Origin of the sequence: Cryptosporangium phraense (assembly GCF_006912135.1) — a bacterium.
GTDB classification, from domain to species: Bacteria; Actinomycetota; Actinomycetes; order Mycobacteriales; family Cryptosporangiaceae; genus Cryptosporangium; species Cryptosporangium phraense.
This window is the reverse complement of the sequence record NZ_VIRS01000014.1, coordinates 161,054-175,671: the sequence shown is the minus strand read 5'-3', so window position 1 is coordinate 175,671 and position 14,618 is coordinate 161,054. Positions and strand designations below refer to the sequence as shown.

Genomic DNA, 14,618 nt, shown 5'->3' with positions numbered 1-14,618 from the left:
GAACACACACGTAGGAGGGGGCGTGGCCGCGGCGGGTAGTCGCGGCCCCACCGATCAGACGGAGACCGCGACCGGGGTCGGCGCGAACGACACCCGCACCGCCGTGCCCGGACCCAGCGACGACACGGTCGAGCTGGGCACCTGCGCGATCACGGTCTCACCGCCCGGCATCGTCACCGTCACCCGGCTGCTCGGCCCGAGGAACGCGGCGGCCACCACCCGGGCGTCCGCAGTGTCGTCGGCGGAGACCTGCACGGCCTCCGGCCGCACGTAGGCGGTCACCGCCGTCCCACGGGAGGCGGCCTCGGCCGACGCCATCGGCAGCACCTGCCCGAGGACCTCGACCACCCCGCCGTCCCGGACCTCACCGGGAAGCCGGTTGCTCAGCCCGACGAACTCGGCGACGAACGCCGTCGACGGGCGAGCGTAGACCTCCTCCGGAGCCCCGATCTGCTCCAGGTTGCCCGCCCGCATGACGCCGACCCGGTCGGCGACCGCGAGGGCCTCCTCCTGGTCGTGGGTCACGAACAGCGTGGTGGTGCCGACCTCCAGCTGGATCCGCCGGATCTCGTCCCGCAGCTGCACGCGGACCTTCGCGTCCAGCGCCGAGAGCGGCTCGTCGAGCAGCAGCACGGCCGGCCGGATCGCCAGCGCCCGGGCCAGCGCGACCCGCTGCTGCTGCCCGCCGGACATCTCGTGCGGGAACCGGCCCGACTGCGCCGAGAGCCCGACCAGGTCGAGCGCCTCGGACGCCCGCTTCCGGCGCTCGGCCGATCCGATCCCGCGCAACCGCAGTCCGAACTCGACGTTCTGGACCGCGGTGAGGTGCGGGAACAGGCTGTAGGCCTGGAAGACCATGCCCATGTTCCGCTTGTTGGCCGGAACCCGGGTCAGGTCCTTCCCGCCGACGGTCACCGTGCCCGAGTCCGCGTCCTCGAGACCGGCCAGCACGCGTAGCGCGGTGGTCTTGCCGCACCCGGACGGGCCGAGCAGCGCGACCAGCTCACCCGGCGCCAGCGTGAGGTCGAGCCCGTCCAGCGCGTGCACCGGGCCGTACGAGCGGCGCAGGCCGGCCAGCGCGACTTCCAGGCTGTCCTGGCGCAAATCCGTAGCAACCGTCATGAGGCTTCCTTCGAAGACCGTCGTCGGCCACCGACGAACGAGAGCGCGAACAACAGGACGAACGCGAGAACCAACGCGACCAGCGACACCGCGACCGAGATCTGCGTGTCGCTCTTACCCAGCAGGTTGATCGCGACCTGCAGGTTCTCCCGGCTGAGCAGGGACGCGATCGTGAACTCGCCGAGCACCAGCGCGACCGAGAGGAACGCCGACGACAGCACCGCCGAGCGGATGTTCGGCAGCACGACCCGCCAGAGCACCGTGCCCCAGCCGGCGCCGAGGCTCCTGGCCGCCTCGGACAGCGTCTTGACGTCGATCGCCGAGAGCCCGGCGTCCAGCGCCCGGTACGCGAACGGCAGGACGAGGATCACGTAGGCGAACGTCAGCCAGATCGACGAGCCGTTGACCAGGTACGTCACCCAGGCGTAGACCGGAGCCAGACCCACCACGAGGACGATCGCCGGGATCGTCAGCGGAAGCAGGCAGAGGAACTCCATCGGACGGCGGAGCCAGGGCAGCCGGAGCCGGACCCAGACCATCGTCGGGACGAGCAGGATCAGCATCAGCACGGCGGTCAACGCCGCCTGCTCCAGCGAGTAGACGATGCCGGTCGACAGATCGGGATAGTTCTCCTGGATCTGCCGCCAGTCGGCCAGCGTCTTCCACGTCTGCGCGGTGCGGCCGTTCGCCGCGCGGGTCGTGAACTCCAGCATCGCGTACAGCGGGAGCAGGAAGAACAGGCCGAGCACGACGACGACGATCCAGCGGAAGAGCGCCAGCTTCCGGCGCCGGGCCGCGTTCACCCGAGCCACCGTGACGTCCGACGCTGCAGCAGCGCGTAGAGCCACATGACGATCGCGACGACGACGACCATGCCGAGCGCCAGCGCCTTGCCGACGTTCTGCTGGCCGAGCAGCACCTCGCTGGTGAGCGCGTTCCGGATCTGCAGCGGCACGATCGGCGAGCCCTGGCTGACCAGGGCGGCCGCGGTCGCGTAGGCCGAGAACGCGTTCGCGAACAGCAGCAGCGTCGAGCCGAGGAACGCCGGGGCCAGCAGCGGGCCACCGACCAGGCGCCAGTACTGCCAGGTCGAGCCGCCGAGGCTCTCGGCCGCCTCCCGCCACTGCGGACGGATCCCGTCCAGCGCGGGCAGGAACACGATCACCATCAGCGGGATCTGGAAGTACGTGTAGACCAGCGTGAGGCCCGGCAACTCGAACAGCCAGACGCCACCCGAGAAGATGTTCACGTCGAAGTGGTTCTGCAGGTAGAGCGTGATGAAGCCGGTGAGGCCGATCGTCGCCAGGAACGCGAACGCCAGCGTGACGCCGCCGAACTGCGCGAGCACCGCACAGGCCGACGTGACGACCCGGCGCAGCATCCCGTTCGGCTTGGCGGTCGCCACCGCGTACGCGAGCAGCGCACCCAGGATCGCGCCCATCAGCGCCGACGCCGCCGACAGCGAGATGCTGAAGACGAACGCGTCGAGCACCTGCCGCTCACCCAGCGCCTTGATGTTCGCCAGCGTGACGCCGCCCCCGTCCTCCGGGTTGGCGGTGAACGCCCCGATCGCGACGACGAGCGTCGGAATGATCAGGAAGATGACGACGTAGGCGCCGAACGGCACGACGCCGAGCAGTGACGGCAGTGACCGGAGGCGTGACCGCCCGACCCCGCCCCCTGGTGCGGGAGGCGGGGTCGGACGGGTCAGCACCTCAATCGGAGGAGCTGACTCAGGCAACGGCCTTCGCCCAGTTCGCGGCGAGGTATTCCTTGGTCTTCGTGGTCTGCTCGTCGGTCTGGAAGACCGGCGTGCCGGTCACGGCCGGGAGCTTCCCGTAGGCGGCCTTGTCGATCGTGCCGGCCTTCTCCATCGAGTCGGCGCGCACCGGGCGGGCGCCACCGGCGAGCCACAGGTTCTGACCCTCGTCCGAGTAGAGGAACTCCTGCCAGAGCCGCGCCGCGGCCGGGTGCGGAGCGTCCTTGCTGATCGCCTGGACGTAGTAGCTGCCGAGCACGGCGTTCGCCGGGACGACGGTCTTCCAGGTCGTGAGCTTGGCCGCCTCGGCGACGTTCAGGTAGTCCCAGTCGATGACGACCGGGGTCTGGCCCGACTCGATCGTCGCCGGGGTCGGGTCGACCGGCAGGAAGTTGCCGGCGGCCTTGAGCTTCTTGAAGAACTCGACGCCCGGGGCGATGTCGTCGGCCGAACCGCCGTTGCCCAGCGCGGCCATCACGACACCGCTGAACGCGGCGCCGGCCTGCGTCGGGTCACCGTTGAGCGCGACCTTGCCCTTGTAGGCGGGCTTGAGCAGGTCGGCGATCGACGCCGGAGCCGGGACCTTGGCCGAGTCGTAGCCGATCGACATGTAGCCGCCGTAGTCGTTGACCCAGGTGCCCTTGGGGTCCTTGAGGTCGGCCGGGATGTCGGCGAACTTCTCTGTCTGGTACGGCGCGAACAGGTCGGTGTTCGCGGCGGCGACGGCCGGGCTGAGGTCGAACACGTCCGGCGCGCGGTCCTGGCCCTTGAGCTGCTTGGCCGCGGTGATCTCGTCGGCGCTGGACGCGTCCGGCTGGGCCGAGGTGACCTTGAGGCCGTACTTGCTCTCGAAGGCCTTGATGATGTTGCCGTAGTTGGCCCAGTCCGGCGGGAGCGCGATGACGTTGAGAGCGCCCTCCTTCTTCGCGGCCGCGACCAGGTCGTCGAGGCTCCCGAGGTCCTTGGCGCTGGTGGCGGTGGCCGCCTTCGCCGTGTCGCCGCTGCTGCTCGAGTCGTCGTTCTTCTCGGGCGGCGAGCAGGCCGTGATCGCCAGCGCGAGCGCTGCCGCCGTGGTCAGCGCCGCAACCCGGCTGAACCGGCGGGCGAGAGGGTTACGCACAGGTCCTCCTTCACGCGGGCGGTTCCCCTGAACCGTCCGTGGTGGCCCCGCAAATGACGGCGGGACCTGCAACTTCGTACCGCCGTGGTGGGCCTGAGCTCCATAGCTGTTTCCGTTTTGGGACCAAGCCCGATCAGACATTCAGCTGCCCGAAACTCCGCGTTGGCCCAAAACCGGCAAACTGACCGGTTTGCTATGACGCAGGCCACTTGACCTGCTGACCCATTCTGACCTGGGCAAGTACAGCACCGATCCCCCGTTCAACGGACACAGTGGAGAATCGGTATCGTTTCGGTGACGGACTCGGGGGTACCTCAGAGCGATGGCCGACACGCAGCAGACGGTCTTGGCGGGCCGCTACCGCCTCGTCGACCAGCTTGGTCGCGGGGGTATGGGCACGGTGTGGCGCGCCCATGACGAGCTGCTCGACCGCGATGTCGCGGTCAAGGAAGTGCTGCTGCCCCCGGGCGTCGACGACGAGACCCGCGACGACCTCATGGAGCGCACCAAGCGTGAGGCCCGCGCCGCCGCCCGGCTGAGCCACCCCAACGTCGTCACGGTCTTCGACGTCGTCGAGGTCGAGGGCCGGCCGTGGATCGTGATGGAGCTGGTCCAGGCCCGCGGCCTGAACCAGGTCGTCCGCGACGAGGGGCCGCTGCCGCCCGAGCGGGTGGCCTCGATCGGCGTCCAGTTGCTCAACGCGCTCGGCGTCGCGCACGCGTCCGGCATCTTCCACCGGGACGTGAAGCCCAGCAACGTGCTGGTCGGCGACAACGGCCGGGTGGTGCTGGCCGACTTCGGCATCGCCAGCGTGCAGGGTGACCCGGCGATGACCCGGTCGGGCCTGATCCTCGGTTCGCCGTCGTACATCGCGCCGGAGCGCGCCCGCGGCCTGCCCGCCGGCCCGGCCAGCGACCTGTGGGCCGTCGGCGCGACGCTCTACACGGCCGTCGAGGGGCGTCCGCCGTACGATCGGGACGGGATCGTCCCGATTCTGACCGCCGCGGCGATGGAAGACCCCGATCCGTTCGTGAAGGCCGGTCCGCTGGCGCCGGTGCTCACCGCGCTGCTCCAGCGCGAGCCGGCGAAGCGTCCGTCGGTCGACGACGCGCGGCTCGCGCTGCGCAAGATCTCGCTGGCCGCGCTGCCACCCGCGCCCGAGCGTCCCCGTCGTCGGACGCCGACCCGGACGGCCGTGCTGCCGGCCGTCGAGGCGGCTTCGGCCGCGGGTTCCGCGGCCGGTGCGGTGAAGCCGACCAGCCCGGCGGCGGGCTCAGGCCCGGCGGCGGCTGCGGGTCCGGCATCGGTGAAGCCGACCAGCCCGGCGGTGCCTGTCAGTCCGGCTGCGCCCATCAGCCCGGCCGCGCCGACGAGCCCGGCCGCGCCCGCGGCCGAGGCGGCTCCGGCCGGCTCCGCCGCGCCCGCGCAGCGGACCTCCCCGGAGGAGGCCTCGGTCAGCCCGGCCCCGGTCTCGCCGGCCGCCGCCGGTGCCGACGCCGACGAGCCCGCCGTGGCCGGTTTCGGCTCCGAGCCGGCGGTCAAGACGCCGAGGCGGGCGTCGATTCCGCCGCCCGGCAGCACGCCGATGGCTCCCGCCGAGCGCCCGAAATCCCGCGGCCCGCTGCTGGGCGCGATCGCCGCCGTGGTCATCGTGCTGGTCGTGGTGGCCGGTCTCGCCTACGTGCTCTCGAACCGCAATGGGGACGACAACGCGGCCACCCCGTCGACGTCTTCGGCGTCGCCGGCCGGGCCGTCGGCATCGTCGGCCGCACCGAGCGGCAGCCCGTCGGCGCCCGCGTCGGCCTCCCCCAGCGCCCCGGCGAGCCCGTCGGCGTCCGCGAGTAACGGCAACGGCACCGGCACCGGCACCACCGCGCTGCCGGCCGGCTGGCGCCGGGTCACCGGCCCGGGCGGCTTCACGATCGGCATCCCCAACGGCTGGCGGACCGAGGTCCGGGGCACCGACTTCCGGATCCAGGACGGCAAGGGCTTCTTCCTGCTGATCGAGCAGTCCGACCAGCCGAAGCCCGACGCCGTGGCGGACTGGCGGGGTCAGGAGCAGTACCGCCGAGACCAGGGCAACGGCTACAACCGGATCTACATCAAGAAGATCGACTACCTGAACTCGCTCACCGCGGCCGACTGGGAGTTCACGTTCAACCGCGATGGCCAGCAGATCCACGTGATCAACCGCGGCTTCGCGACGTCGAAGACCCAGGCGTACAGCCTGTACTGGGAGACGCCGTCGAATCTCTGGAACTCCGGCAGACCGATCTTCCAGAACTTCGCCAATACGTTCCAACCCGCCCCGAACAGCTAGCCCCACCGCCCCGGCACGCCGCCGGGGCGGGAGCGGATCGCGTCGTTGTTGCCGGGTCCGGACCGGTACCGCTCATGAGCGGCTGCGCCGCTGGTCCGCGGACGGAACTCGAGACCGGATCCTGGAACACGTCCAGGTCCACGACGACGCGGTCGGGGAGATCGAGTGCACCTTCCACGTTGATTCCAGCGTCGTTCGGGCGCATCAAGGCGAGGCGATCGGGCGGTTCCGCGGCGGGCTGAGCAGCAAGATCCGCGGTCGAGGGGCGGGGACGGCCCATGGCCGTCCGGCTGAAGCTAAGGGCTCGGCCAGCGGCCGCGTTTGGCATACCGGGTCGCGATCCGCGCGGAACTGTATGAGCCGGTTGAAGCATCGTTCAACGAGGTTACGTTGCCGGTGGAAGACCGGGGGCCGGCCTCCGGCCGAGCCCTTTGCGGCGCGCCGGGCGATCTGGTCGGACCGCTCAGGAATTGTCACCGCGACCTTGCGGCGCCCTAGCGCGGCGCGGGTCGAGGGATGAGAATAGGCCTTATCGGCCACCGCGATCCCGCGCCGCCGCAGCGCGACCCGGGGTCGGGGATGCGTATACGCCTGGTTCCCGACCACCCGGTCAAGGCGTTTTGCGGGGCCGTTCCCGGCCCGTCCGCGGCGAGGCGGACGTGCTGCTCAGCCCGCCGCGGTCCAGCGGCGCAGGCGCTCAGGGGCGGTCCGGGACCGGTATCGGTCCGGGACATCCCACCGACGAAGCACCCGAGAACCCGGCCGGTCACACAACCCCTAGAAGACTCCCGGGGTCCACCAGTTGCCGGTGAGCACGATCATCACCTGCAGGCCGATCGTCGCCGGGTAGTACGCATCCGACCGCACCGGCGTCGACGTCAGATAGTGCCACTGATTGTCGATCCACCGCTGACCACCCGGATCGAGCATCGCCGGCACCGCGAACGGCACCACGAACGCCGGCTCGAGGTCGTCGGTGAGCGCCCGACCCTTCAGCGAGTACCCGGCCCGGATGCGCGTCGGATCGTCACCCGAGACGTTCCGGGCGAACGTGTTGAGCGCACCGGCCGCCGCGACCGACCGTGGGTCACCCGAGAGCACCGCGTCGGTACCGATCCGCCACGGTACCCGGCAGGCGTTCCACCAGTACCGACCGTCGTTCTCGCTCTCCAGGATCTCGCCGTCGGCCGGGCGCGGCTCGCGGTCGATGCCGGTCACGAAGTCCGGCAGCAGCCCGGTGCCGTGCGAGTACGACCCCTGCAGACGGGTGATCAGCGACAGGTGCGCGTCGAGCACCCGATCCCAGAACGGGTCGCCGGTGACCGCGCGGAACGCCCGGAAGTGCCCGAGCATCCAGTCCGACGAGCGGGAGATCCGGCTGACCTCGTCGTCGCCGTCGCGGGCCCAGTCGCCCGCCCGGAGCAGGTGCGACCGCGGGTCGACGAGGCTGCGCTTGATCGCCTCGATCCGGCGGAGCGCCACCTCGCGATACCCGCCCCACTGCTCGTCGGCCAGCAGCAGGCCGTAGGCGATGTCCAGGTCGCCGTCGGTGGCCGAGTCACCGCCGTTGATGCTCTCGCAGCGCTCGTTCTGCTCGGCCGCGTGCAGGTCGGGATCGATCGACGACGGGTGCCCGAGCACGTACCGCAGGATCGCGTCGAACTGCTCCTTCGCGTGCGGATCCGCACCGGCCATCAGCGCGGTGATCACCAGGCCCCAGCCCTGGGCCTCACCGATGTAGGGCAGCCCGGCGTCCGGTGAGACGACCGCCGACCAGTCGCGGCCGCACGGCCGCGAGCGGACGAACGCGCGTTGCCAGTGCCGGTAGTACGCGGCCACGGTCGCGTTGAGGTTCTCCTGCGGCCCGGACGGACGGATCACCGCGCCGCGGTACCGCGCCCGGGAGAGGCTGCCGAACGGAACTCGAACGGACGGTCCCTGCGGATACAGTGCGGCCCCCTGTGCCGGTGCGGGCACGTCCGGCTGGCGGGCCGAACGGCGTTCATCGGCCACGGTACCGCCCCCGCGCCCGTGGCCCACCGGCCGCACGTCGAGCATCGAGTTCGCCACCGAGAGGCCGCCGAGGAACACCGCGGCGACGCCGCCGGCGACCGCGGCCGCCCGGCGGCGGGCCCGGCGGGTACGGCGTCGACGAGTTCGGGGACCGTCCGCACCAGCGGGACGCTGGTACACATGCGGCATATCCCGGACTTTAGGGCGCGGCCGGCGTCTCCCGCTGCCCCGTCTCCCGCTGCCCCGTCTCCCGCTGCCCCGTCTCTTCGTCCTCGACCGCCGGCCCGGGTTCCGCCGACACTTCCGCCGGGGCCGGAGCCGCGACCGAGCCGTCGGCATGGTGCGGAGCGTCGTCGCCGGAGCGCGGCGGCATCGGCGGCGCGGGAGCGATCGGTATCCGCGCCATCGCCACCGGATCGTGGATCGGGTGCTCCTCGACGTCGTACCGGCGGATGTACGACCCGACGAACGTCTGGCTGATCGCCGCGAACGGGATCGCCAGCACGGCACCGGTCGGCCCGAGCACGGCCGCACCGGCCAGCACGGCCCCGAATGCGACCGCCGGATGCAGGTCGAGCGTCCGCGCGGTGATGCGCGGCTGCAGCAGGTAGTTCTCGATCTGCTGGTAGATGATCACGAACACGAGCAGGATCGCCGCGTCCAGCGGGTCGGCGACCAGCGCGACGATCAGCGGCAGCGCCGCAGCCAGGTACGTACCGACGGTCGGGATCAGCTGGGAGACGAGCCCGACCCAGAGCGCCAGCGCCACCGAGTACTGGATGCCGAGGATCGACAGCACGATGTAGTGCGCCAGGCTCGACACCAGCGCCAGCACCAGCCGCGAGTAGAGGTAGCCGCCGGTCTTGTCGACCGCGATCTCCCAGGCCCGCATCACGTCCCGCTGGCGGGCCGGCGGCAGCACCGAGCAGAGCGAGCGGCGCACCCGGGGCGCGTCCGCGCACAGGTAGTAGCCGAACAGCAGCACGGTCAGCGTCTGGAAGACCACGCCGAGCGCGCTCGTGCTCAGGTCGACCGCGTTGCTCGCGATGCCCTCCACCCAGCGCCGGAACGGCCCGTCGTCGGCCGTGAACTGGCTCTGGATCTGTTGGATCGAGATGTGGGAGTTGAACGTGTCGTTGACCCACTCGACGGTCAGGTCGAGGTACTGCGGGAGCCGCGCCGACAGCGTCGAGATCTGCGAGACGAGCAGCGAGCCGACCGCCACCATGAACCCGACCAGCGCGGCCAGCACGACCAGCATCGTGACGCCGGTCGCGGCGCCCCGCTTCCAGCCCCGCCGGGCCAGCCAGTTCACAGCCGGCTCGAGCGCGAACGCCAGGAACTGCGCGAGCAGCAGCAGCCCGATCAGGTCACGCAGGCGGCCGAGCAGCCACCAGGTGAGGACGAAGCCGGTCACGGTCAGCCCGGCGACGATGAACGCCCGGGGCAGCCAGCGGGGCATCTGATCGCTGCGACGACGCTCGCCGGGCTCCCGGTGGGCACGTTCGTGGTCGGGCCGGCCGAACGTCGGGTCGCCGAGGTCGTCGACCGAGGCCGCCCGCCGCGGGTCCGGACGCTCGGGCTGCTCGGTGGCGTCCGGCCCGGGTTCTGCCGCCCCGCCGCGGTGCCGGCCGCCCGGACGTCCGGCCGCTACCCACTGCCAGACGTTCCGGGCGTAGCCGGGCAGGGCGCGCCGCTTGGCCATTCACCCGCCCCCTCCCGCGTCATCAACGAACTCACAGGATAGGGCGGCTACGCTCACCGGCTCCGGCGGAGTCCGTCCCGCAGATCGTTCAGGTCGTCGAAGACGTCCCGGGCGCCGGCGTCGCGGAGTTCGTCGACCGAGAAACCGCCGGTCCGGACCGCGTAGCAGGCGACGCCGAGCCGCCGGGCGGCCTCGCAGTCCCAGACCGAGTCGCCCACCATGACCGCAGTCCCGCCGCCGACCTTCTCGATCGCCACCGCGACCAGATCCGGCTCGGGCTTGGTCCGCTCGACGTCGTCGGACGTGGTCCAGGCGGCGGCCAGCGGCCGGGCGTCCAGCAGGTCGAGGTAGTGCTCGACGTGCTCGGCCTTCCCGGAGCTGGCGAGCACCACCCGCTGCCCGGCCTCGGAGGCGTCTTCCAGCACCCGGCGGGCGCCCTCGAACGGCTGGACCTCGGGGAGGAGCGGCGCGTACTCCTCCTCCCAGGCGGCCCGGAGGTCGTCGCCGTGCTCCTTCTCGACGTCCCCGCCGGCGACGGCCTCGACCAGCTGGTCGCCGCCCATCCCGATCGCCCGGTGCAGCCGCCACACCGGGAGCGTCAGGTCATATCGCCGGAACGCCCGGAACCACGCCAGCGCGTGCTGATAGTTCGTGTCGACCAGGGTGCCGTCCACGTCGAACACCGCGATGTCTGCCATTGACGCGCACTACCCGGAATGAACCCAGGAACACGCGATGGGTTTAACAGGGTCTTGTGAAGGATGGCTTAGACTGACCGCGATCCCGGAGGTGAGGCGCCGATGATTCTCTACGTCACCATGGTCGCTCTGGCGGTGGCCGTCGCCACCACCGTGAGTTCCGGTCCGCGGAAACGCGGAACGACCGTGATCGCGATCGTCGGCGCGGCGCTCTGGTCGGCCGCGGCGGCCGGTCTGGCGATCGTCGGTGGTGTCCCGGTCGTGCTCGTCGCGCTGGTCGGCGCGTCGCTGGGCTACGCCGTGCACCGGCTCACCCGCCGTGCGCTGGAGACCCGCGCCGAGTCGGCCGACCACGCGCTGATCCTGTTCGGACGGCGTCGGGATGCGCACCGGTCGATGCCGGTCCGCCCGGCCGGGGCGTCCGACATCACGCTCACCCTCAACACCATTCGGACGCTCGACCGCGCCGAATCCGAGCGGAGGCCGCTGCACTGGTCGGTCGTCGCGGCCATCGGCACCACCGCCACCACCCTCGAGGGCTACTGGGCCTACCAGCACCTGATCGCCGGCGGCGGGGTGTTCTCCGACCTCGGCGCGCTGGCCGGGTTCACCGTGCTGGCCACGCTCACGGTGGCGCTGACCGGCGTGGCCGGGCTGGCCGTGCACATGCGCTCGACGCCCCGGCTCGACCCGGCGCCGCAGGCGATGCCGGCGCCCAGCGACATCGAGACGATCGCGTTCACCGCGATGCCCACGCCCAAGGCCCGCCGGTCCCTCGCCTCCCGGCTGCCGGGCGTCCCGACCCGGCCGTGAGCAAGGTTCACACGACGAGATCAGCGTTCACCTCGACGTGGTGTCAGTTGCTCTCGCGGACGACCGCGACCCGCTCGGCCGAATCCAGCCGGTAGCCGACGCCACGCACGGTGGAGATGACCGGCCCGGTCTCCTCGACCTTCGCGCGCAGCCGCCGGATGTGGACGTCGACCGTGCGCTCGCCGCAGATGACCTGGTGGCCCCAGACCAGCCGCAGGAGCTGCGGGCGGTCGAACACCCGCCCGGCGTGCTCGGCCAGGAACAGCAGCAGGTCGAACTCCCGCCGGGTGAGCGAGACCTGCTCGCCGTCGAGCAGCGCCACCCGTCGCTCGGGGTAGATCTGCAGCGGCGCGGTGCTCACGGCCGCGCCGACGGCCCTCGGACCAGCACCCGATGCAGCCGCGGGCCGACCGCCCGGCTCGACGGCGGCCGCGAACGGCGAGGGCGCGACGAACGACGGCAGCTGCACCCGGGCCGCTCCGTCCGAGCCGGGGCCGGGCGCCCAGGCACTATTCGCGCTCGACCGGCTCTGCTGCGGCACCGAACTCAACGGCGTGCGCGCGGCCCGCGGCGCGCCGGCCCCGATGTGAAGGCCCACCGAGGCCGACACCTCGACGCCGGACGGTTCGGCACCGGCCGAGTCGACCAGATCGCGGATCTCGCGTGCGAGCCGCGTGGCCGCCTCCAGCGCGTCGGCCCCGCTCACCGCGACCTCGACGACGATCGACGCGGACGACGGCCCGGCGCCGGCCCGGGGCTTGCGCCGCGCCGGGGTAAGGGATTGCACACTCATGGGTCTACTCCTGACGTGGGAAGGGGGTCGCTTGGTCAGGAGCGCCGACACCAGGCACTGGACGCGTGCCCGAAGTCGATGTGGAGGCGACTGGTGAGGTACCAAGCGTCGCTCATGACGTCAGTCTTTCAGAGGCTCGACAGAAACACAATTCCTATCGGCAAGGTAGGTTAACAATTCGCTCGGCGAAATTGCCGATAGGCCGCAAGGCGCGCACCAAGGCACGATGAGCTCATGCCGAACCAACCGACCCGAGCTGCGTTTCCGGTGCTCCGGGCCGTCCCGACCCGCTGGTCCGACAACGATCACTACGGCCACGTGAACAACGTCGTGTACTACTCGTACTTCGACACGGCCGTGAACGGCTGGCTGATCGACGCCACCGGCTGCGACATCCGCGACCTGCCGGCGATCGGGCTCGTCGTCGAGACGTCCTGCCAGTTCTTCCGGCCGGTCGGCTTTCCCGACCCGCTCGAGGTGGGCTTGGCCGTGGACCGGCTCGGCCACTCGAGCGTCGTCTACCGGCTCGCGGTGTTCCGTCACGGTGACGCGGACGCGGTCGCGGTGGGAAGGTTCGTACACGTCTACGTCGACAGCACGACCCGGCGCAAGTGCGAGATCCCGCCGGTGATCCGCACGGCGCTGGAGCTGGTCGCCGAGAAGAGCGCCGCCGAGGGGAGTCACTGATGACCGACCTGATGACCGAATCCGTCTTCACCTGGGGCGCACCGCCGCTCAAGTTCGGTCCCGGAGCGGCCGACGAGGTGGGCTTCGACGTCGCTCGGCTCGGCGTCCGCCGGGTGCTGGTGCTGACCGACCAGCGGATCGCCGCGACCGGTCTGCCGTCCCGCATCGGGGAGGCGCTGAAAGCGGCCGGGGTGGACCACGCGGTCTACGACCGCGCGCACACCGAACCGACCGACGAGAGCCTGCGCGCCGCAGCCACGGCCGCGGCCGAACTCGCCGGAGACGGGGAGTTCGACGCGTACGTGGCGGTCGGCGGCGGGTCGGTGATCGACACCGGCAAGGCGGTGAACCTGCTCAGCACGTCCGGCGGCGACCTGATGGACTACGTCAACAAGCCGGTCGGCGAGGGCCTGGCTCCGCGCAAGCCGCCGAAGCCGCTGATCGCGGTGCCGACCACGGCGGGCACCGGGTCGGAGAGCACGCCGGTCTGCGTGCTCGACATCCTCGGGCTGAAGGTGAAGAGCGGGATCAGCCACCCGTCGCTGCGCCCGGTGCTGGCCGTCGTGGATCCGCTGCTCACGATGTCGCTGCCGGCCGCGGTCACGGCCGCGTCCGGAATGGACATCGTCTGCCACGCGCTCGAGTCGTACACCGCCCGGCACTACACGACGTTCCTCCGCCACGAGCCGCAGGACCGGGTCGCCTACAACGGCTCGAACCCGGTCTCCGACACCTGGTCGGAGAAGGCGCTCGCGCTGGTGGCGCGGAGCTTCCGCCGGGCCGTGCTGGTCGGCACCGACCTGGACGCGCGCTCGGACATGATGATGGCGGCCACGTTCGCCGGGATGGGCTTCGGCAACGCGGGCGTCCACATCCCGCACGCCTGCGCGTACCCGATCGCGGGCATGGTGCGCGAGTACCGTCCGGCCGGCTACGACGCCGACCACGCGATGGTTCCGCACGGCCAGTCGGTGTCGCTGACCGCTCCGGCCGCGTTCCGCTTCACGTTCCCGACCGATCCGGCCCGCCACCTGCGGGCGGCCGACCTGCTCTCCGGCGGGGCCGCGTCCGACGCTCCCCCGTCCGAGCGGCTGCCCGAGGCGCTGATCGCGCTGATGCGCGACATCGACATCCCGTCCGGCGTGGCCGCGGTCGGCTTCGGTTCGGACGATGTGGACGCCCTGGTCGAGGGCACGCTCAAGCAGCAGCGGCTACTCGACGTGTCGCCGCGGACGCCGACTCCTGAGGATCTGGCGGGCATTTTCGCCGCTTCACTGGAGAATTGGTAGCCCCAGACGGGAGCAAAGTTTCGGAACTTCCGCACCGGGGAACTGGGGGCGCAACGTAGTACTCCTAATCCCCCAAGGAGCCCTGCATGTTTGCCATCCTGGCCGCGATCACGTTCGGGATCTTGCTGTTCCTGGACCTGATCGACCAGCTTCCGGTGAGCGACCTCTTCAACTGGAACACGCTCGTAGCGCTTGGCCTGCTCTTCATGGCCCTGCACATGTGCGGTTTCGGTACGGCGTACCCGGGGCGGTGGCGCCGCCGTCGCTGACCGTCGCAGTACCCGATGCCCGGTGGACCG

General features: G+C 71.3%; 13 protein-coding genes and 2 pseudogenes. 6 read left to right on the top strand and 9 right to left on the bottom strand.

Annotated elements, in window-relative coordinates; translation table 11 throughout:
- Positions 1-54: 54 nt before the first annotated feature.
- The 4 genes from FL583_RS20750 to FL583_RS20735 are packed head-to-tail and all read right to left on the bottom strand — an operon-like array spanning position 55 to position 4,001.
- Positions 55-1,122 (bottom strand): ABC transporter ATP-binding protein, encoded by a 1,068-nt coding sequence (locus FL583_RS20750; RefSeq protein WP_142706356.1) that lies wholly within the window; start codon positions 1,120-1,122, stop codon positions 55-57.
- Positions 1,119-1,925 carry an ABC transporter permease gene (locus tag FL583_RS20745; protein ID WP_240746755.1) on the bottom strand — a complete coding sequence of 269 codons (807 nt, stop codon included), beginning with the start codon at positions 1,923-1,925 and terminating at the stop codon, positions 1,119-1,121. Before FL583_RS20745 ends, FL583_RS20750 begins: the two co-directional genes overlap by 4 nt.
- Entirely contained in the window at positions 1,922-2,833 is a 912-nt protein-coding gene (locus FL583_RS20740; RefSeq protein ID WP_420843167.1) for an ABC transporter permease, read from the bottom strand. Before FL583_RS20740 ends, FL583_RS20745 begins: the two co-directional genes overlap by 4 nt.
- A gap of 22 nt (positions 2,834-2,855) precedes the next feature.
- On the bottom strand, positions 2,856-4,001 hold the full coding sequence (locus FL583_RS20735; protein ID WP_240746753.1) for an ABC transporter substrate-binding protein: 1,146 nt from the start codon (positions 3,999-4,001) through the stop codon (positions 2,856-2,858).
- A 322-nt stretch (positions 4,002-4,323) separates the two neighbouring features.
- On the opposite strand from FL583_RS20735, the gene FL583_RS20730 reads away from it, so the two are divergent.
- Positions 4,324-6,321, top strand: coding sequence for a serine/threonine-protein kinase (locus FL583_RS20730; protein WP_142706354.1), 1,998 nt, complete (start codon positions 4,324-4,326; stop codon positions 6,319-6,321).
- Positions 6,322-6,388: 67 nt separating this feature from the next.
- Positions 6,389-6,614 (top strand): annotated as a pseudogene (locus FL583_RS41790) (IS5/IS1182 family transposase); the annotation flags it as partial.
- A gap of 3 nt (positions 6,615-6,617) precedes the next feature.
- Here FL583_RS41790 and FL583_RS20725 read toward each other — a convergent pair.
- The 4 genes and pseudogenes from FL583_RS20725 to FL583_RS20710 all read right to left on the bottom strand — a co-directional run.
- Positions 6,618-6,861: pseudogene (locus tag FL583_RS20725) on the bottom strand (IS5/IS1182 family transposase); the annotation flags it as partial.
- A gap of 237 nt (positions 6,862-7,098) precedes the next feature.
- Positions 7,099-8,523: a family 8 glycosyl hydrolase gene (locus tag FL583_RS20720; protein WP_142706353.1), complete on the bottom strand. Its 1,425-nt coding sequence runs from the start codon at positions 8,521-8,523 to the stop codon at positions 7,099-7,101.
- A 10-nt stretch (positions 8,524-8,533) separates the two neighbouring features.
- Complete coding sequence (locus FL583_RS20715) at positions 8,534-10,039, bottom strand: AI-2E family transporter (RefSeq protein WP_142706352.1); 1,506 nt, start codon at positions 10,037-10,039, stop codon at positions 8,534-8,536.
- Between the two features lie 53 nt (positions 10,040-10,092).
- Positions 10,093-10,737: an HAD family hydrolase gene (locus FL583_RS20710; RefSeq protein WP_142706351.1), complete on the bottom strand. Its 645-nt coding sequence runs from the start codon at positions 10,735-10,737 to the stop codon at positions 10,093-10,095.
- Positions 10,738-10,839: 102 nt separating this feature from the next.
- On the opposite strand from FL583_RS20710, the gene FL583_RS20705 reads away from it, so the two are divergent.
- Positions 10,840-11,550 (top strand): hypothetical protein, encoded by a 711-nt coding sequence (locus tag FL583_RS20705; protein WP_142706350.1) that lies wholly within the window; start codon positions 10,840-10,842, stop codon positions 11,548-11,550.
- Between the two features lie 43 nt (positions 11,551-11,593).
- Here the strand turns inward: FL583_RS20705 and FL583_RS20700 are convergent, their stop codons facing one another.
- Positions 11,594-12,343, bottom strand: a complete 750-nt coding sequence (locus FL583_RS20700) for a winged helix-turn-helix domain-containing protein (RefSeq protein WP_142706349.1) — start codon at positions 12,341-12,343, stop codon at positions 11,594-11,596.
- Between the two features lie 234 nt (positions 12,344-12,577).
- Here FL583_RS20700 and FL583_RS20695 point away from each other — a divergent pair, with 234 nt between their 5' ends.
- The 3 genes from FL583_RS20695 (at position 12,578) to FL583_RS20685 (ending at position 14,588) form a co-directional block, all read left to right on the top strand.
- Entirely contained in the window at positions 12,578-13,030 is a 453-nt protein-coding gene (locus tag FL583_RS20695) for an acyl-CoA thioesterase (protein WP_142706348.1), read from the top strand.
- Positions 13,030-14,319: a hydroxyacid-oxoacid transhydrogenase gene (locus tag FL583_RS20690; protein ID WP_142706347.1), complete on the top strand. Its 1,290-nt coding sequence runs from the start codon at positions 13,030-13,032 to the stop codon at positions 14,317-14,319. The genes FL583_RS20695 and FL583_RS20690 overlap by 1 nt, the downstream gene beginning before the upstream one ends.
- A gap of 86 nt (positions 14,320-14,405) precedes the next feature.
- Positions 14,406-14,588, top strand: coding sequence for a hypothetical protein (locus FL583_RS20685; RefSeq protein WP_142706346.1), 183 nt, complete (start codon positions 14,406-14,408; stop codon positions 14,586-14,588).
- Positions 14,589-14,618 lie beyond the last annotated feature (30 nt).

Coding starts and splice junctions, on each gene's coding strand:
- FL583_RS20750 (WP_142706356.1), bottom strand. CDS start 1,122: ATGACGGTTGCTACGGATTTGCGCCAGGACAGCCTGGAAGTCGCGCTG.
- FL583_RS20730 (WP_142706354.1), top strand. CDS start 4,324: ATGGCCGACACGCAGCAGACGGTCTTGGCGGGCCGCTACCGCCTCGTC.
- FL583_RS20720 (WP_142706353.1), bottom strand. CDS start 8,523: ATGCCGCATGTGTACCAGCGTCCCGCTGGTGCGGACGGTCCCCGAACT.
- FL583_RS20715 (WP_142706352.1), bottom strand. CDS start 10,039: ATGGCCAAGCGGCGCGCCCTGCCCGGCTACGCCCGGAACGTCTGGCAG.
- FL583_RS20710 (WP_142706351.1), bottom strand. CDS start 10,737: ATGGCAGACATCGCGGTGTTCGACGTGGACGGCACCCTGGTCGACACG.
- FL583_RS20705 (WP_142706350.1), top strand. CDS start 10,840: ATGATTCTCTACGTCACCATGGTCGCTCTGGCGGTGGCCGTCGCCACC.
- FL583_RS20700 (WP_142706349.1), bottom strand. CDS start 12,343: ATGAGTGTGCAATCCCTTACCCCGGCGCGGCGCAAGCCCCGGGCCGGC.
- FL583_RS20695 (WP_142706348.1), top strand. CDS start 12,578: ATGCCGAACCAACCGACCCGAGCTGCGTTTCCGGTGCTCCGGGCCGTC.
- FL583_RS20690 (WP_142706347.1), top strand. CDS start 13,030: ATGACCGACCTGATGACCGAATCCGTCTTCACCTGGGGCGCACCGCCG.
- FL583_RS20685 (WP_142706346.1), top strand. CDS start 14,406: ATGTTTGCCATCCTGGCCGCGATCACGTTCGGGATCTTGCTGTTCCTG.